This window comes from Pedobacter sp. W3I1 (assembly GCF_030816015.1).
Classification (GTDB): Bacteria; Bacteroidota; Bacteroidia; order Sphingobacteriales; family Sphingobacteriaceae; genus Pedobacter.
Window position 1 is genome coordinate 1019623 of sequence record NZ_JAUSXN010000001.1, and the last position, 19234, is coordinate 1038856.

Annotated in this window: 15 protein-coding genes; 12 read left to right on the top strand and 3 right to left on the bottom strand. The window is 38.8% G+C overall.

The features are described 5' to 3' along the window. Window positions 1-6: 6 nt before the first annotated feature. The 4 genes from QF042_RS04505 (at window position 7) to QF042_RS04520 (ending at window position 3394) form a co-directional block, all read left to right on the top strand. A complete protein-coding gene (locus tag QF042_RS04505) occupies window positions 7-921 on the top strand; it encodes an alpha/beta hydrolase (protein WP_307525766.1) in 915 nt (304 codons plus the stop codon). A gap of 12 nt (window positions 922-933) precedes the next feature. Continuing rightward, window positions 934-1749, top strand: coding sequence for a hypothetical protein (locus QF042_RS04510; protein WP_307525768.1), 816 nt, complete (start codon window positions 934-936; stop codon window positions 1747-1749). A gap of 266 nt (window positions 1750-2015) precedes the next feature. Continuing rightward, a complete protein-coding gene (locus QF042_RS04515; RefSeq protein WP_307525769.1) occupies window positions 2016-2843 on the top strand; it encodes a glycoside hydrolase in 828 nt (275 codons plus the stop codon). 68 nt (window positions 2844-2911) lie between these two features. Then, window positions 2912-3394: a CAP domain-containing protein gene (locus tag QF042_RS04520; RefSeq protein ID WP_307525771.1), complete on the top strand. Its 483-nt coding sequence runs from the start codon at window positions 2912-2914 to the stop codon at window positions 3392-3394. Here the strand turns inward: QF042_RS04520 and QF042_RS04525 are convergent. Together QF042_RS04525 and QF042_RS04530 are read right to left on the bottom strand one after the other, a co-directional pair. After that, window positions 3389-4513, bottom strand: a complete 1125-nt coding sequence (locus tag QF042_RS04525; protein WP_307525773.1) for a glycoside hydrolase family 18 protein — start codon at window positions 4511-4513, stop codon at window positions 3389-3391. The genes QF042_RS04520 and QF042_RS04525 overlap by 6 nt on opposite strands. 18 nt (window positions 4514-4531) lie before the next feature. Beyond that, window positions 4532-5395, bottom strand: coding sequence for a transglutaminase-like domain-containing protein (locus tag QF042_RS04530; RefSeq protein ID WP_307525776.1), 864 nt, complete (start codon window positions 5393-5395; stop codon window positions 4532-4534). 44 nt (window positions 5396-5439) lie between these two features. On the opposite strand from QF042_RS04530, the gene QF042_RS04535 reads away from it, so the two are divergent. From QF042_RS04535 to QF042_RS04555, 5 genes are all read left to right on the top strand, one after another. Next, window positions 5440-6222 (top strand): O-methyltransferase, encoded by a 783-nt coding sequence (locus QF042_RS04535; RefSeq protein ID WP_307525778.1) that lies wholly within the window; start codon window positions 5440-5442, stop codon window positions 6220-6222. 4 nt (window positions 6223-6226) lie between these two features. Next, complete coding sequence (locus QF042_RS04540) at window positions 6227-6898, top strand: DUF1345 domain-containing protein (protein ID WP_307525780.1); 672 nt, start codon at window positions 6227-6229, stop codon at window positions 6896-6898. Window positions 6899-8470: 1572 nt separating this feature from the next. Beyond that, the gene (locus QF042_RS04545) at window positions 8471-8839 is read left to right on the top strand and encodes a BlaI/MecI/CopY family transcriptional regulator (protein ID WP_108197999.1); all 369 of its coding nucleotides are present in this window, start codon (window positions 8471-8473) and stop codon (window positions 8837-8839) included. Beyond that, window positions 8836-10389, top strand: coding sequence for an N-acetylmuramoyl-L-alanine amidase (locus tag QF042_RS04550; protein WP_307525783.1), 1554 nt, complete (start codon window positions 8836-8838; stop codon window positions 10387-10389). The genes QF042_RS04545 and QF042_RS04550 overlap by 4 nt, the downstream gene beginning before the upstream one ends. Before the next feature lie 14 nt (window positions 10390-10403). Beyond that, window positions 10404-10739, top strand: a complete 336-nt coding sequence (locus QF042_RS04555; RefSeq protein WP_307525785.1) for a YbbC/YhhH family protein — start codon at window positions 10404-10406, stop codon at window positions 10737-10739. A 246-nt stretch (window positions 10740-10985) separates the two neighbouring features. Here QF042_RS04555 and QF042_RS04560 read toward each other — a convergent pair whose 3' ends face one another. Next, window positions 10986-12116, bottom strand: a complete 1131-nt coding sequence (locus QF042_RS04560; RefSeq protein ID WP_307525787.1) for a BamA/TamA family outer membrane protein — start codon at window positions 12114-12116, stop codon at window positions 10986-10988. Between the two features lie 1490 nt (window positions 12117-13606). Between QF042_RS04560 and QF042_RS04565 the strand changes: the two genes are divergently transcribed. From QF042_RS04565 to QF042_RS04575, 3 genes are all read left to right on the top strand, one after another. After that, window positions 13607-14587 carry a deoxyhypusine synthase family protein gene (locus tag QF042_RS04565; protein WP_307525789.1) on the top strand — a complete coding sequence of 327 codons (981 nt, stop codon included), beginning with the start codon at window positions 13607-13609 and terminating at the stop codon, window positions 14585-14587. A 254-nt stretch (window positions 14588-14841) separates the two neighbouring features. Next, window positions 14842-16143 (top strand): c-type cytochrome, encoded by a 1302-nt coding sequence (locus QF042_RS04570; protein WP_307525791.1) that lies wholly within the window; start codon window positions 14842-14844, stop codon window positions 16141-16143. A gap of 48 nt (window positions 16144-16191) precedes the next feature. Further along, complete coding sequence (locus QF042_RS04575; RefSeq protein ID WP_307525793.1) at window positions 16192-19224, top strand: TAT-variant-translocated molybdopterin oxidoreductase; 3033 nt, start codon at window positions 16192-16194, stop codon at window positions 19222-19224. Window positions 19225-19234 lie beyond the last annotated feature (10 nt).

The following is a 19234-nucleotide window of genomic DNA, read 5'->3' on the forward strand; positions in this document are numbered from 1 at the left end:
CCAATAATGCTTCTTTATTTCATCACAGCAAATGCCCAGGAAATTGTGCCCTTATACCAGGGAGAAATTCCAGGCGCTAAGCCAACTCCTGCTGATTATATAGAAAATACAGAAGTACGTGCAAATGGTACGTTGAGTATTACCAAGGTATCGGTGCCAACATTTACGGTTTTTGAAGCGCCTAGAAATATCGCCAACGGAACAGCTGTAATCATTTGCCCGGGCGGAGGTTATGGTGCTTTGGCATTTAGCCACGAAGGCATTGATGTGGCCAAAAGATTTAATGCGATAGGGGTTACCGCTTTCGTATTGAAGTACCGGTTGCCGAGCGATCAGATTATGGTTGATAAGACCTATGGTCCTTTACAGGATGCACAGCAAGCCATTTATCTGATTAGAAAAAATGCAAAAAAATACAGAATTAAAACCAACAAGATCGGGATTATGGGTTTTTCTGCCGGAGGGCATTTTGCCTCAACTTTGGTTGCCCATTATAACGATCTTAAAATTTCAAACCCTGAAAAGATAGATCTTATGCCAAATTTCGCTGCATTAATTTATCCTGTAATCAGTTTTGAAGAATCTGTACACACTGGTACCATGAAAAATTTGTTGGGACCAAATCCTGCGGATAGTTTAAAACATTATTTCTCTGCGAATAAAAATGTAAACAAAAAAACGCCTCCAACTTTCTTCGTGCATGCTAAAGACGATAAGACGGTGCCTTACGAAAACAGTGTATTAATGAATGAGGCACTAAAGCAGAATAAGATAGATACCGATATTTACCTATATGAAAAGGGTGGCCATGGTTTTGGTTTGATTAACAAAACTTCTGATGTAGACTGGTTTAACCTGTTGGCTATCTGGATGAAAAAAAAGAGAAATTTTAATATCTTTGCTGATATTTTAACCTCTTAACCGGAAATTTTAATGCAAAAAACAATTAAATATGTTATGGTAGCTTTTGTTGCTATCATATCAATAGCAAGTTGTAAAAAAGAAATTAATTGGAATGCCAAACCCGATCCTAATGGAAATGGCTGTAAACTTACTACAGTAAATGCTGACTTAGGTATATTGGGTCAGTATTCTATTAACTATGTTTATGACGCATCCGGTAAACTGACTAAGGCTACCAGTGATGGCGAAAGCAGGATATACACTTATACTGAAACAAAAATTACGGGTGTGTTACCTGACGGAGAAAAAACAGAGCTAACCATATCTGGCGGAAAAGCTGTTTCAAGTTATAATTCCGATTTTTTTAATGTAAACGGTGTCAGTATTCCGGTAACCAGAACCTATGCTTATAATGCTGACGGCTACCTCAGTGTGGTAAAGAGTTATTTAGATAAGAGTTTAAATTCTACTGCCGAACTTACTTATTCGAATGGAAACCTGATACAAAGCAAAATTACCTATACTGAAGATGGGGAAGTAGAAACAACCACGTACGAATACTCAAGTCAACTCGCCGTTAATCCATACGAGACTTCTGATCCAATTTCAGTAATTGTTGATTATATGCCTGGCGGTTACTTCGGGAAACATTCTAAAAATGTGGTCATAAAATCTATACAACGTTCAGCAAAATTAAATGCTCAGCTGGTTTCTGATTACAGTTACAAATTTGATGCTAAAGGCAACGCAATATACACTTCAGTAAAAAGTGCACAGAAATTGAGTGACGGAACAGTATTAAATGAATCTTCTGCAATTTTTAATTTGGTGTATAATTGTAAATAGACAAAAATTCGATTTAAATAATACTTACAATAAAGGTATAAAAATAGAAAAAGCCAGATCATGCTCCATGATCTGGCTTTTGTTTTTAAATGATTTTCAAAACATTTATGTGACCAGAGCGTAAACGCTCATTTTACCACTCTTTTTTTACGATTTAGCCCCTTATTTTTTGGTAACAAGTCGTCTACATTTGTTTACGAGCATGTCAATTTAAAGATTGAAATGATGCTTGTGCCCTAACCAAATATTTACCTAAATAAAAAAAAATGAGAAATGAAAAAATGAAATTATGTATGCTATGGGTATGCATGTTTGTAGCGCTTTTATCTTGTAAAAAAGATATAGCAGAAGTTAAAACAGAAAAAGGCGAGGTTAAGGCCTGGGAAACATTGATTGACGGAACCTCTTTTGCCAATTACACTAATTTTGAGGCACAATGGAATTATAATTATCCCTGGGGTACCGATCATAATGGATCTGCACGTATGGTAGGCAGCTCTTCTAACCATAATCAAATTTCGTTAAGTGGAAGCGTGTTAACGATTAAAGCTACGCGCCTGGCTTCATCACCAGGAAACAGTACGGCTAACGGTTTTACTAACGTGGCGATATGGTATAACTCTGGTGCCTGCCACGCCAAACAGCAGGTGCTCATTAACGATCAGTTTCCCAGTTATACCATTTCTGGCGATTTCGCCGTGCCTACAAGCAGAGGTACCTGGCCCGCATTCTGGATTACAGGGGTAAACTCATGGCCACCTGAAAGTGATATTATGGAATTTAAAGGCAGTAATACCAATTGGCAGAATACTTATGATGGCGGCTGGGAGAATAAACTCACTGCAGTTTCTAATGCAGGCTCGTACCATAATTACAAATGCTGGTACAACAAAGTAAGCGCAACAGATGTAGATTGCCATTATTATATCGATAACGTTTGGGTAGCCAAACATACCATGAGTAATTCGGTAAACAAACCCATGTGGCTAATCATCAACATGCAAATGGAAGGCGATAGCGGCTCTCCTGGTCCGTCTGGCAATACTTTTTACACCGGTAAAAATATTTATCTGGGCAGAGAAAGAGCTTTTTAATTTATAAAAACAAATATTTAATTTGGAGGTGGCTTAATGGCTGCCTCCATTTGTAGTGTAAATAGAATATGAAAAAATACCTGATCATGCTTGCTGGTATATTGCTCTGCGTTTTATTGATGCAATGCAAAAAGGATGAAATAAAGAAGCCAGAAAGCAATGTTAGTTTATTGATTAACCAAATTAATCTGTTGAGACAAAGCGGATGTAATTGCGGTACTGAATATATGGCCCCGGTACCCGATTTATCTTTAAATAACCAATTGCAAAATGCTGCAATAGCCCATGCAAAAGATATGGCTCAACAAAATTATTTTGATCATTTATCTCCAGATGGCGGTACTCCAGCTGAGCGGGCATTAAACGCAGGTTATAAAGGCGATTTTAGAGCGGAAAATTTAGCTAAGGGATATTCTGAGGTCGATCTTGTAATTACAGCATGGAAAAATAGTGTAAGCCATTGTAAAGCCATGATGGATGCTAAAAGTAAAGAAGCAGGCGCAGGTATGGTACAAAATTATTGGGTGGTAACCTTTGGTAGTCCGTTATAATTCTTTTATCGTTTTGTCAATCACATCCAGTAAGCCATTGCTATAAGCATCATCAGTCAATTCCCAAAACATGATGCCATTTAATTTTTGATCAATGACATATTTGGTTTTTAATGAAATTGATTTGGGATCATCAAAGCTGGCGAAGTACTTCATTTGAGGATTATAATAATAGGGGGCTTTGGCTGTCTCGTCCCAATAGTAGGTATAGCCATTTTCTGTAGTGAACTGCTTTTTAAAATCCTTAAAAGAAACGCCGCTGATAAATTTGGTAGGCTGGTATAAACCCTGGTTTGCATCTGTCGTGTTTTCGAAAATACGGGCATAAAAGGCGGCTCCCAATGCTATTTTTTGCGCAGGTACACCTAATTTTATCAATGCTTTTACGCCATAATCGCCCGATAAATCTTGTTCGCCGGTAGAATATAAAGGTGAATGGTGACCACTTTTAACCGCATAACCGCTAACCAGATCGTAGCTCATCAAATTAACCCGGTTTACCAATGGCATTACCTTATCCCATTCGAAACAAGAATCAATACAGTTCTTTGTACCGCCTGCAGCAAAACTGATTTCGGCTTTTTTACCCAGTTTTTTACGTAATTCTTTAATCAGTAAAGTGAAGTTATGTTTATCATCTACCGTATATCTATGGCTTGGGAAGCCTACCACTGCCGGATATTCCCAATCAATATCTATCCCATCGGCATGGAAAAAGTCGAGTATTTCTTTGGTGCTTTTAGCAAATGTTTTCCGGCCATCAACCCTGCTAAATACTTCAGAGCAGTTTTTACAGGCACTCCAGCCACCCATGGCAATCATCACCTTTAAATCTGGATTACGCTTTTTTAAACTGACCATCTTTGTAATCAGCGCAGAATCTTTAGCCGAGTTAATGTTTATGCTATCGCCTTTTAAGTGCCCAAAACTATAGATCAGGTGACTCAGTTTTTCAATTGGGAAGCTATCTATCACTGTATTTTGCCCGGTATAGTATGCAATTACATTGGGTTTTATATGTTTTTGCGCTTTTACATTGAAACTTAATAGCAGCGTCAGCATCACGAAGGCGGTAACTCTGAATGTGGTGGTGTTGTAATTGATATTTCTTTTATGCACGGGCTAAAATTAAAACGGTTATTTTTCAGCAATAATATTTTGTAATTCGGTTAGTTCGGCTACTTTTTCTGTTGCGCCGGCGTTTTCGTATGCCGAAATCAGGTTTCTGATTACACGGCGGATAATATCGGTATTGCTACATGGTCTATAGTATTCGGGCAGGGCCTCTAAATTAAGCTGACGCAGAAACTGATCAACATCATGTTTGCCGAAAATATTACCACGGTTAAAGGCATTGATGTAGAAAAGTACGCCGTATTCGGTTCCTTCCTGTTTACTATCATCTAGATAACCTAAAATAAAATGCTGTGGTAAATTGATCCCATAAACAGGCATGTCTAATTTCTGTGCCAGGGTAGAATAGATAATGGCCAGTGAAATCTGGTTGCCTTTTTTGCTTTCCAGTACCTGGTTTAAATAAGAATTTTGAGGATCGTGATGATTTTTTGTATTGCCACCAAAACCATACTGTTGATACAAAACGTGATTAATCAGTTTTACTTTTTCAACCGAACTCATTTCGTGTTGAAGGCCCAGCCAGATATCTCTTTTAATTTCTTCCAGCTGGTTAATTACTTTTTGCTCATCTAAATCGGGATATTGGTACCGGTTAATAATTAATGCCCCCTGTAGTAAATCGAAAGCACCACTTAAATACCATAAGTTTAAATCTTCTTTAACCGTTTTAAATTGGATTTGATGAACAATATTTTCAATTCGCTCCTGCAACAAGCCATCAAAAGACTGTTCCCAGGCATTTTCTAAAAAATGTACCACTTCGCCGCCATATTCAAGCAGTTTCTTCTCTACATGATGGAATACTTCCTCGTCAGGATCATCCAACAATTTTACTAAAGCACTTATCTCTGCGTTATTTTCCATAAAACATACCTACGTTTGCAGTGTTTAATTACTTTTGCAATATTATGCTATTTCAATTTATTACAGATTACCTTAAACACCGTTTAACAGCAAAAAGCCGACATGGAACGCACTCACCATTCGTGTACAAGCTCGCTGATGAGGTAATTTACGATTTTACCGACAAATCTGAATACAAAAACATAGAAGAACAGCGAAAAAAACTTTTTAATGACGATTCGATAATCACCGTTACAGACCTTGGGGCGGGTTCTCACCTCAATAAAAACCGTACAAAGAAGGTAAGTCAGATTGCCAAGAATGCGTTAAAAAGTCCGAGGTTGGCCAAGCTTATTTATCGGCTAGCTAAAAATACCCAGGCAAAAAGTGCAATAGAATTGGGTACCTGTTTGGGTATTACCACCGCTTATCTTGCTAAGACAGATCCTCAGACCGAAGTGATCACGATAGAAGGTTGTCCGCAAACGGCTGAAGTGGCGAAGAAAAATTTCCAGGATCTAAATTTAGAGAATATCGAACTTCATGTGGGCAATTTTGATTTAATCCTGCCTGATATTATTGCCAAACAACCAAGTTTAGATTTCGTTTACATTGATGGTAACCACCGTAAGGATGCTACCCTGAATTATTTTAAATGGTGTTTACCTAAAATTAATGAGAATTCGCTGCTCATTTTTGACGATATTTATTGGAGCGAGGGCATGAAGGAAGCCTGGGCAGAAATTAAAAACCATCCTGATGTTACGTTAACCGTAGATCTATTCTGGATTGGTTTGGTTTACTTTAAAAAAGGACAGGCAAAGGAACACTTTAAGCTTAAATTTTAAAAAAATGAATGTTGAACCCCAGTTAGAAGGTATTCAGAAAAGATCAGCAATGTTTATTTTGTTGATTAGCTTATTTTCGGGAATTGCTTTTTATTTGGTGTCGCTTTTTATTAAAATGAGTGCGCTTACGCATATCATGTTTGGTTGGGATGCGTTTTGTTTAATGCTCATTACCCTCCACTGGTATATGTTTTTTCATACCTCAGTCGCCGAAACACATCTTAAAGCTAAAATGCAAGATGAAACACGGGGCGAAATTTTTGCCATTGTGGTGGTATCTACCTTTGCGGGTTTACTCGCTGTAGTGCTGCTGTTAATGAATAAAGATATTGAACCGCTCGATCTCGTAGTGGCCATTACAGGGATGTTTTTGTCGTGGTTTTTGGTGCACACTACCTTTAGCATGCGTTATGCACACCTTTATTATGGCGACGATAAGAAGAAACATATGGATAAAAAAGGAGCAGGGCTGGAATTTCCTGGAGATGATGAGCCCGATTTTATTGACTTTGCCTACTTTTCTTTCGTGTTGGGCATGACTTTCCAGGTTTCTGATGTCGAAATTTCGAGCAGAAGGATCAGACGGCTTTCCCTTTTACATAGTTTAATCGCCTTTATCTTTAATACTGTAATTGTAGCTTTAACCATCAATGCATTAGCAGGCTTAAGCAAATAATTTCTTTTTGGAAAAACTTACGAAGTTTAGAAAGGCCTAAGCGAAGGAGAACTTCGTAAGTTTGGTCTGGCCTTGGCTGGTTCTTTAGTAATCGTAGTTTTTTGGAAATGAGCAGTTCAGTTCTTTTGGCGGACTTCAGTCCCGCTCCCGCTTCTGCCAATTGAAAAAAATCGGCATCTCGCTTCGATCGGGTTAGGAACAAGGGATAAATACTTTTGGCTCAATTTCAGGAGCAGTCCTTTCGGTCATAAACCTGACAGCAGCGGTAGCCCCGAATTTTTCATGAGAGCTATAGCGTATGGCAGGGCTACAATAGCCAAGAACCAAAGGCCGTTCGTTTTCAAAGAAAAAATGTTAATGTATGGGATAGGAAATGAGTGGTTCAATTCTTTTGGCGGGCTTCAGTCCCGCTCCCGCTTCTGCCAATTGAAAAAATTGGCATCCCGCTTCGATCGGGTTTAAGAACAAGGGATAAATACTTTTGGCTCAATTTCAGGAGCAGTCCTTCGGTTATAAACCTGACAGCAGCGGTAGCCCCGAATTTTTTATGAGGGCTATAGCGTATGGCAGGGCTACAATAGCCTAGAACAACAGGCCGTTCGTTTTCAAATAAAAAATGTTAATGTATGGGATAGGAAATGAACAGTCCTGTTCTTTTGGCGGGCTTCAGTCCCGCTCCCGCTTCTGCCAATTGAAAAATTGGCATCCCGCTTCGATCGGGTTTAAGAACAAGGGATAAATACTTTTGGCTCAATTTCAGGAGCAGTCCTTTCGGTTATAAACCTGACAGCAGCGGTAGCCCCGAATTTTTTATGAGGGCTATAGCGTATGGCAGGGCTACAATAGCCTAGAACAACAGGCCGTTCGTTTTCAAATAAAAAATGTTAATGTATGGGATAGGAAATGAACAGTCCTGTTCTTTTGGCGGGCTTCAGTCCCGCTCCCGCTTCTGCCAATTGAAAAAATTGGCATCCCGCTTCGATCGGGTTTAAGAACAAGGGATAAATACTTTTGGCACCATTTCAGGAGCAGTCCTTTCGGTTATAAACCTGACAGCAGCGGTAGCCCCGAATTTTTTATGAGGGCTATAGCGTATGGCAGGGCTACAATAGCCAAGAACCAAAGGCCGTTCGTTTTCAAATAAAAAATGTTAATGATGGGATAGGAAATGTACAATCCAGCTCTTTTGGCAGGCTTCAGTCCCGCTCCCGCTTCTGCCAATTGAAAAAAATCGGCATCCCGCTTCGATCGGGTTTAAGAACAAGGGATAAATACCTTTGGCTCCATGCCAGGAGCAAGCTTTTCTGTTATAAACCTGCCAGCAGCGAGCATCCCGATTTAAGCACGATTCTTTTGTTTTTTATTGTGTGTTTGCTTGTTTCACAGGTTTCTTCGGGATAAAGCGAATGGCAGGGCTTCAATTGCCAGGAATCACAATCCTATTGTTTTCAAATAGAGAATATAAGATTTTTATTTATCTGTAATTCAGTGTTTTATGATTTTAAACTGGTTTTTCAGTAATATAACTTGTTTTTTAGTTGTAAAACTGAAAAATAAGTTATAGATTTGAGTATGGAAGAATTAACCAAAGCAGAAGAACGTATTATGCAGGTTTTATGGAAACTGCAAAAGGCATTTGTGAAAGATATTATTGATGAACTGGAAGAGGAGCCTAAACCACCTTACAATACCATTTCCTCAATTGTTAGGCTTTTAGAGAAGAAAGGTTATGTTAATTATAAGGCTTATGGAAAAACTTACGAATACTTTCCGGCCATTACCAAAGATGAATATGCCAAAACTACCTTTTCCAAATTGTTTTCTGGTTATTTTGATAATTCTCCAACCAGCCTTTTATCGTTTATGGTAAAAGAGGAAAAACTAAGTGAAAAAGATATAGAAGAAATTAAAAAAATCATTAACCAAGATCCAAAGCCATGATTTTAATTTACTTATTAAAGGTTTCAGCTTGTACGCTGATATTTTTTGCCGCTTACCAGTTGTTGCTGGCCAGGCTTACGTTTTTTAACCTGAATCGTGCTTATTTGTTAATGATGCTGGTGTTTAGCTTTAGTATTCCGGCAGTTACCATCGAAAATCGTCATGAAGTAGTGGTAGCCAGTCAGGAGATTCCCTCAAAAATAGGGTATAGCAATGATGGTTTTGTGGAGCAGGATTTTATAGATGAAGGCAGCGTTACTCACCATAACCTAAACTGGGGTCAATTGCTTGTGTATGGCTATTGTTCTATTCTAGCCATCCTGATTTTTAGGATGTTCTTTATGATGGCACGCATCCAGATCCAACTGCGTAAATATACTTTAAATAGAGATGGAGCTGTTATTTTGGTTGATCAGCAATCGGGTATAAAAAACTGTTCTTTTTTTAATCAGATCATTGTCGATTCGTCATTACAATCTGATGAAAAAGAACTGGTAATTAAACACGAATCGATCCATGTAGAGCAGCTGCATGCATTGGACAAACTTTTGGTTAATCTCGTAACCGCAATCCTTTGGTTTAACCCTATTATTTATTTCTGGCGGAGTGCCATTAATCATAACCACGAATTTCTGGCCGACCGTGAAATTGCTAAAATTGCAGATAAGAAGGTTTATGCTTCTTTACTTTTAAACCTGGCTATGCCAGCTAAAAATTTAGCCATTAATAGTTTTAGTAAACTTCCACTAAAAAATAGAATCATGATGTTGTATAAAAAACCAAACACAAAGCTGCAAAAGCTTGCCTATTTAGCCATTATTCCGGTTTTAATGATTTGCTGTATGGCATTTATAAACCGCAAAGAAATTATGGTTGAGAAAACATTAGCCGGAAACCAGGCATCGGCAGATGCGCCGATAAAGCCAAATGTTTATGCCATGAGGTATTTAAATAGCGATATTAAAGTTAATCCAAATACTGCTTTTAATGAAGTAGAGCCTATATTGGTTATTGATGCCGGGCATGGGGGTAAAGACGGGGCGGTTACTGCATTAGATGGGCAAAAGGAAAAAGACCTCAATTTAAGGGCGGTAAAAATTCTTAAAGAAGAAGCAGCAAAAAGAGGAATTAAGGTGATATTAACCAGAAATACCGATCAATTTTTAACACTTAAAGACCGTTTACCTAAACAGGATGTTACTGCATTTATTTCGATCCACCACAATGCAGTACTTTCGGGTATTAGCGTTCCTTTTAATGGTATTGAGGTGTATGTTTCTAAACAAAATAGCAATATTAAAAGTGCTGAAGATTTAGGTGCCGGTATTTTAAGCAAACTGAAACAGCTTAATGGAATGGAAGTAAGAGATTCTTTAAAAAACGGAAGTCTGTTTTTATTGAGAGAATCGAAGGCACCAGCGGTTTTAATTGAGCTTGGAAATATATCCGACAGTAAGACGCTTGATTATATCAACCAGGAGAAAAATATCAGAAGGATCAGTAACCTGATTTTAGATGGCTTTGTTGCTTTTTCGAAAAGGGGTTGTTAAATAAATTAAAAGAAATGTCAGCAAATTACAAAGCCATTCCATTATTCTTGATTGCTTTTATCCTGACTACATTGTTTATGAAATGCAAACCTGAAGTAAACACAAGGAAATGGGATATGGGCCAAGGCTATGTGCCTGATAGTACAACCGCGGTTCAGCTTGCACAGGTGTTTTTTGTCAGGATTTATGGAGAGAAAGTGCTTGAAAAGAAACCTTTTATTTCAACATTGAAGGATGATAAAATTTGGGTGGTTGATGGAACCCTAGGAAAAGGTATGGATGGTGGTGTGCCACATATTGAAATACAGAAGTCTGATGGGAAAGTTTTGATGCTTTACCATGGGAAATGATATACAGAACTAAGGATTTTTAATCCTTAGTTCTGCAAACGGGACTACAAATCCCGACTAGCGTAGATGACAAATCTGACAGGTTGATGATTAATAAATATTCTGCGTGCTTTCTGTGTTTCCGTTGCAATAATTTTATCTGTATGAATCTGTGGTTAAAGATCCTTCGACTACGCTCAGGATGACAAAGCGAGTATAAACGGACAGGATGATAATCTAAAGCCCTTACAATCCATTTCCATTCTTCTAAAACGCTTCCGCTAAACTGATATAAAATCCTGCTTGGCGTTTCTCGTTTGGTAATTTTTCACCTATTCCGTAATCTACCCTTACACTTAAACCTTTTGCAGGATCAAAAAAGTAGCGGCCACCAATTCCAAAGTTTGGTTTTAGCCCGTCGCCGTTAAATTGGCCATTTGAAAATACTTTACCCGTACCGGCAAAAGCTACGATACCAAAACGGTTCATAAAACGGTAACGGATTTCGGCTTGTGCGGCCATCAGGTTTTCATCGCGGTAACGGCCACTATAATAACCACGCATCATTTGGTCGTTACCTAATTGTTGTAATAAATAAAATGGTGTGCTTTTGCTTTGGATGGTGTAAAAAATGCCCTGTACGCCTAAAACTACTTTTGGTGCCAAACTGAAGAAACCACGAAGATCTAATTTGATCTGCGAGCCGTTAAAACTATCGCCTCCAAAAAAATCGGGTGCGTACTGATAGGTTGCCCTACCAAAAAAGCCCTTTGTTGGGTAATTATTGCTGTTCCGTGTGTCGTAACTCTGCGATGCACCTATCCAGGCTACAGAGCCACCATCTTTATCTAAAATCTGTGGGTTAGTGGTAAAAATGCCACCAACTTCCTTATCTATAAAGCGGTAATTTTCAAAACCCAGCGAAACACCTGTATAAGCCTTAGGTACAATATTCTTTTCTGCATCGAAAAGCACCTTGAAAACCCTTTGATCTAGTTTATCCTCATCTACCTTTTGTGCATTATTGCCAATACCGTAAAAATTGAAGGGTTGGTTTTTGAAGCGGATATCGCCAATAAAGTGGTATTTATTTCCTTTTGTCCAGGCATCACCTTTTAAGGCAAGATTAGCTGTTTTTTTTGTGGAGTAGGTTGTATTTAATGAAAAGTTAGAACTCCTGTTCAAAGTATCTTTTCTATTAATATAAAAGGAATAAATAGCGCCAACCCCAAATTCGAAACCTGTTTCCTGACTATAGCCGAAAGCCGGCAGTGGTAAAAAGCTGGCTTTGCGGGTAGTATCTTTTTCATTCGAGAGCATCTTTCTGATTAGTTTCATTTGCGCAAAGGAACTTCCTGAGATGAGGGCGAGTAAAATAACTAGATAATATTTTTTCATCAAGGCAAAGAAAAGGAAATTAAGTAATAGTTCATTAGTTCACTGGTCATTTGTTCATTGGTGACTGCAAACTGCCAATTGAAAACTACATTTTGGTTAATTTTTTAAATTGGTTAACTGACTCCAAACGCCAAACGCTCCACTCCAAACTCAGATGTTCACTGGTCATTTGTTCGTTGGTGACTGCAAACTGCCTATTGAAAACTACATTTTGGTTAATCGTTCAGTTAATCACTTTGAAGCGAATTCTTATATTAACGGTTATTTTATTGTTTTTTTGAAAGCAAGTACAGTAGCATTTAGTTTTAGTATAGTCCCGCCCACGCTTCTGCTCTAATTGAAAAAATTGGGAGCATCTCGCTAAGGTCGGGTTTAGGTGGACAGGATATGCTACCATTGACAGAATCCATTAGTGTGGTCGTCATTCTCGCGCAGGCGGGAATCTTAAAGCGCTTGCATTAAGATTCCCAATCGAGTTGGGAATGACGATCCCTCGCAGCCTATCAACCCACTAAAATCACGCAGTCATTTATATTGATTTTTATACAAGAAATTAACCCTCAGGATGACAATCACTAGAGATATGTTAATTGTTTAAATCGGTTCCAAGCGCCAAACTCCCAACTGACGTGTTAGCTGGTTATTATTCATTAATACCTGCAACTGTCAATTGCCAACTATATTATTGACACTGTTATCTTATTTTTTTGGAAAGCAGGCACAGCAGCATTTAGGCCTATTCAGTCCCGCTCTCTGCTAAATCCCGATGAAAAATCGGGATACCGCTTCCGATCGGGTTTATGTGGCCAGGATATCTTACTATTTGAGGTTGCAGAGCGCATAATGCTATTGCTTTTTAGCGTGGGGTGGGGGAAGCTTTAATAGTAGCACGACGTGTCCCATCTAAACCGGATTGAAGGGGAAAGCCCACAGGTGAGGTACGAGCCGAGGACTTGTACCGGAAAGCCGGGCTACCTTTAATAAAAGCTACTGCAAAGCTTTTTCAAATAAAAGATCCTTCGACTACGCTCAGGATGACAATCACTAGAGATGTGTTAATTGTTTAAATCGGTTCCAAGCGCCAAACTTCCAACTGGCATGTTAGCTGGTTATTGTTCTTTAATAACTGCAAACTGTCAATTGCCAACTGCATTATTTCCGCTGTCTGCAGCCACCTAAACCGGATTGAAGGAGAAAGCCCACAGGTGAGGCACGAGCCGAGGACTTGTACCGAAAAGCCGGGCTGGCTTTGATAAATGCTACTTCAGCTGCTTTTCAAATAAAAGATATTAGCTCAATTTCCATAAAAGATCCTGAAACAAGTTCAGGATGACGAATTGTGAGAGAATGATATGCTAATTTTATATCAGTTAATTGGCGCCATGCCCTAAGCGCCATGCTCCAAACGCCATGCTCCAAACGCTAAACGCTTTTACGTTTTAACCTTTCGGCCTAAATACCTATTTTTGCGGCAAACAATACAAAACGAAATGAGCAATACAAGAGGACCAATATCTCAGTTTATGGAGCGTAATTACCTCCATTTTAATGCTGCGGCAATGATGGATGCGGCTAAAGGATACGAAACGCATTTAGATGAAGGTGGTAAAATGATGATCACACTTGCTGGTGCAATGAGTACTGCAGAATTGGGAATTTCACTTGCAGAGATGATTCGCCAGGATAAAGTGGCTATTATTTCTTGTACTGGTGCAAACCTTGAAGAAGATATTATGAACCTGGTAGCACATTCACATTATAAACGTGTACCAAACTATCGTGATTTAAGCCCGCAGGACGAGTGGGATCTTTTAGAGAACCATTACAACCGTGTTACTGATACCTGTATCCCTGAAGAAGAGGCTTTCCGTCGTCTGCAGAAACATATTCATAAAATATGGAAAGATGCAGATACTGCGGGTGAAAGATATTTTCCACATGAGTTTATGTACAAAATGCTTTTAAGCGGCGATTTGGAACAATATTATGAAATAGACCCTAAAAACTCGTGGATGCTTGCTGCGGCAGAAAAGAACCTGCCAATTGTAGTTCCGGGATGGGAAGATTCTACAATGGGTAATATTTTTGCCTCATATGTAATGAAAGAGGAGCTTAAAGCTACTACCATGAAAAGTGGAATTGAGTACATGGGCTGGTTAGCAAACTGGTATATTGCCAATAGCGCTGGTAAGGGAATTGGTTTCTTCCAAATTGGTGGCGGTATTGCAGGAGATTTTCCAATCTGTGTAGTTCCGATGCTTTATCAGGATATGGAAATGGAAAATATTCCTTTCTGGAGTTATTTCTGCCAGATTTCTGATTCCACTACATCTTATGGTTCATATTCCGGAGCCGTTCCAAATGAAAAAATTACCTGGGGTAAATTAGATATTCACACACCGAAATTTATTGTAGAAAGCGATGCGACAATCGTTGCACCATTAATGTTTGCCTGGATACTAAAACAATAAGGATAACATTTTAATAAAACAAAATTGTTTTGTTATGCCCATTTGAGATAAAGTGTCAAAAATGGGCATTTTTATTGTCTCAGTGGCCAGAATCGGCATTTGTTTAGAATGATTATAAATTGTATTTCCAGTCACTATTATGTCATGGGATTTATTAATAAGTTATACTTTTGTTCAAGTTTTGATGGGGCTACAATAGCTCAGGCATCAAGTTCACAACAAAAAGTAAATTAAATAAGTATAAAGTGTTCATTATGAGAGATATCTCGATGATTTTAAAAAGCGTTTGGAAGTCGTTATTCGTATTTTCAGCAATTTCTGTAATAGCGGTTTCGACTGTTAACGCGCAGGATGCTAAAGAGGGGAGAACGCTTTTCAAAGCTAAATGTTCGTCATGCCACGCCTTAGATGCGAAATTAGTCGGTCCAGCCTTAACTGGAGTAACCGATCGCCATTCAGAAGAATTCCTTTTAAAGTGGATTCCTAATTCTCAGGGATTGGTCGCATCGGGAAATCCGGAGGCGGTTAAATTATTCAACGACAATGGTAAAGTAGCAATGACTTCTTTCCCTGAGTTGGATGAAACTAAAGTTAAAGATATTTTAGCTTACATTCAAGAAGGTGAGCCTAAGCCAAAAGGTGATGCAACTGTTGCTTCTTCTTCTTCAGCTAAGGAGGAAGGCACTTCAGGTTTATCAATTGCAGGTATTGTAGCTATCGTTGTATTGGCGATTGTTGTTTTGGTAATCTTAGGTCGGGCTTCTAAACTGTTAGAGCGCTTAATTTTACAGAAACAAGGTATCGAGATTGAAGAGGATGTACCATTAAAGGTTGGTATCCGCAAGATGTTCAAAAACAAGAAATTTGTGATGTTCTTTATCTTGTGTTTAATCATCTGTTTAGGCTCATTCGGTTGGATGGGTATGTGGAACACTGGTGTTCACACCGGTTACCAACCAGTACAGCCAATTAAATTCTCCCACGAGTTACATGCTGGGATCAATCAAATCGATTGTCAGTATTGCCACAACGGCGCATTTAAATCGAAAAATGCTACTATCCCATCCTTAAATGTTTGTATGAACTGCCATAAAGCAGTGCAGGCAAGAGATAAGTATGAAGGTGAAATTTCTCCGGAAATTAAAAAGATTTACAATGCTTTAGGTTACGATCCGGAGACTCAGAAATATGATGAGAGTAAAGCTAAGCCAATGGAGTGGGTACGTGTTCACAACCTACCAGATTTTGCTTACTTCAATCACTCACAACACGTTGTGGTTGCAGAAGATGCAATTCGTAAAGCAAAAGGTTTACAACCAACAGAGCCTGTGTGTTTCGCCTGTCACGGTCCGGTTAATACCATGGAAGAAATTTACCAATATTCTCCATTAACCATGAAATGGTGTATTAACTGCCATAAAGAAACAGATATTTCTGGTCAGAAAAATAATGCTTTCTACGCTAAGGTTATCGAAGCGCACGAAAAGATTAAAAAAGGCGAGAAAATTACACCAGCGTTATTGGGTGGTTTAGAGTGTGGTAAATGCCACTATTAATAGATAGAGTTTAGTAAGAACGTTCGAATAAACAGTAATATAGCTTAAATGGAAAGCAACAAAAAATACTGGAAAGGCTTAGAGGAGTATAACAATACACCCGATTTTGTTAAGAATAGCAAAAACGAATTCGCCGAGCCACTTCCAATAGAAGATGTTTTAAATGAAGCAGGGTTAAGTACCGTTACCCCACGCCGCGACTTTTTAAAGGCGTTAGGTTTTGGTTTAGGTGCAGTAACTTTGGCAGCCTGTCAAACTGCCCCTGTTCATAAATCTATTCCTTACCTGGTAAAACCTGAAGAGGTTACTCCGGGTATTCCTAACTATTATACTTCGAGCTTTAATGGCCAGAGTATTTTAGTTAAAACAAGAGAGGGACGCCCAATTAAAATTGAACCAAATCCTAATGCTGGGGAGTTTTTCCGTGGTACAGATGCAAGAGCGCAGGCTTCGGTTTTAGATTTATATGATGTATCTAAACTAAAAGCACCAGCTTTAGTAAAAGACGGAAAGGTTGAAGAAACTACCTGGGCAAAAATCGACAGCTTTGTAAAAGGCGAGTTGGCAAAAGCACAGGCGGGTGGAAAGAAAATCCGTATTGTAGCATCAACCGTAAACAGCCCATCAACTAATGCCGTTATTGCACAGTTTATTGCAAAATATCCTGCTGCTAAATTGGTTCAGTACGATGCGGTTTCTTATACTGGTATTATCCAGGCTAACCAAAACAGTTTCGGTAAGGCAGTATTACCAAAATACAACTTTGATAAAGCCGATTTAATTGTAAGTTTCAGTGCCGATTTCTTAGGTACCTGGATTAGCGGGGAAGAGTTTACTGCTCAATATACAGCTAATCGTGACTACAAATCGTTAGAAAATAAAAAAATGAGCCGCCACATTCAGTTTGAAAGTGGAATGAGCTTAACAGGTTCTAATGCAGATACCCGTGTTCCGGTTAAATTATCGGAAGAGGGACCTGCTTTAATTGCTTTATATAATGCAATTACTGGTGGTGCTTTACCTGGCGGAACGTTAGGTAATAATACCACTGCTGATAAAGTAATTAAATTAGTGGCTAAAGAATTAGTACAAGCTAAAGGTAAAGGCCTGGTAGTTTGCGGTTCGAACGATGTTTCTACTCAGATTTTGGTAAATGCCATTAATGCCGCTATCGGAAGTTATGGTACCACTATTAATTTAGATAACCCTTGTTATTTATATGCAGGCAACGATGCCGAATTTAATGGTTTAATTGCTGAAATGAGCCGTGGCGAAGTTGGCGCTGTTTTATTCTTAAACAGTAACCCAGTTTACGATACTGCAAATGCAAAAGCATTTACCGATGCATTAGCTAAGGTTCCTGCTAAAATTTCATTCTCTGATCGTGCAGATGAAACCGCGACCGCTTGTGATGCTATTGCAATTAACCATAACTACTTAGAATCATGGGGTGATGCAAACGCTTACGAAGGATATTATTCTATCGTTCAGCCAACTATTAATCCTGTTTTCAATAGCCGCCAGGCTGAAGAGAGTTTATTAACCTGGGCTGATGCTCCTGTTAAAGACTACTATCAGTTTGTACGCAGCAATTGGGAAGCTAAAATGTTACCGGCTGTTGGTTTGAAATGGGAAGAAGTTTTAGATAAAGGTGTAGTTACTACAACAGCAAAACCTGCTGCAGCTTATTCATTCACTCAATCTTTAGCACAAGTTGCTACTTCAATCGTGAGCAGCAGCAAAGCACTAGCTAAAGAAGTAGAATTACAGGTTTACGAAAGCATCCCGATGCGTGATGGTAAAAATGCAAACAATGCATTTTTACAGGAATTACCTGATCCGGTTTCTAAAGTAACCTGGGATAACTATGTTGCACTTGCACCAAAATTTGCTGAGAAATTAAAAGTTAAAGAATTTGATGTTGTAACGGTTAAAGCTAGTAACGGATATTCAGTAGATCTTCCGGTATTGATCCAACCAGGACAAGCACAGGGAACTGCATCTATCGCGTTAGGTTATGGCCGTACCAAAGTTGGTAAAGCTGGTAACGATGTGGGTAAAAATGCTTTCCCTTTTGTTTCTTTTGTAAATGGAACTTTCCAATATGCTACTTCGGTAACCATTACCCCAACGGGCGGTTATTACGAATTGGCTCAAACACAAACTCACCACTCTTTCGAAGGCCGTGCAGTAATTAAAGAAGCTACTTTTAAAGAGTACTTGAAAAACCCTGGAGCTGGTAACGAAAAAGGCGAGCATAAAGATTACGATCTTTGGGATCAATACGAAAAACCAGGTAACAACTGGGTTATGGCAATCGATTTGAATGCCTGTACGGGTTGTGGTTCTTGTATTGTTGCTTGTAACGTAGAAAACAATATTCCTGTTGTAGGCCGCGATGAGGTTCGCCGTCGTCGTGAAATGCACTGGATCCGTATCGACCGTTATTACAGCTACGAAACCCCAACAGGTGATGTAACCAGAGAGAAAGAAATTGCTAAGTTAGAAGACTTAGATCATGTTTCTGTGGTTCACCAGCCCATGTTATGCCAACACTGTGATCACGCACCTTGCGAAACCGTTTGTCCGGTATTGGCAACAGTACACTCAAGTGATGGTTTAAACCACATGGCTTATAACCGTTGCGTAGGTACACGTTATTGTGCAAACAACTGTCCGTATAAAGTACGTCGTTTTAACTGGTTTAACTACTGGAACGATTCACGTTTCGATAACTATTTAAATAACGAGTTTACCCAATTGGTTTTAAATCCTGATGTAACTACACGTTCACGTGGTGTGATGGAAAAATGCTCTATGTGTATCCAACGGATACAAGGTGGCAAATTACAAGCTAAAATGGAGAAACGTCCATTAAAAGATGGCGATATTAAAATGGCTTGTCAGGAAGCTTGTTCAGCAAATGCGATTGTATTTGGTGATGCAAACGATCCAAATTCAGAGGTTTCAAAAGCATTGCGTTCTGAGCGTATCTACTACGTATTAGAAGAAATCAATGTGAAACCGGGTATCGGCTACATGACAAAAATTAGAAATACAGATACAACAGTACAAGCGTAAGCTTTAGTAT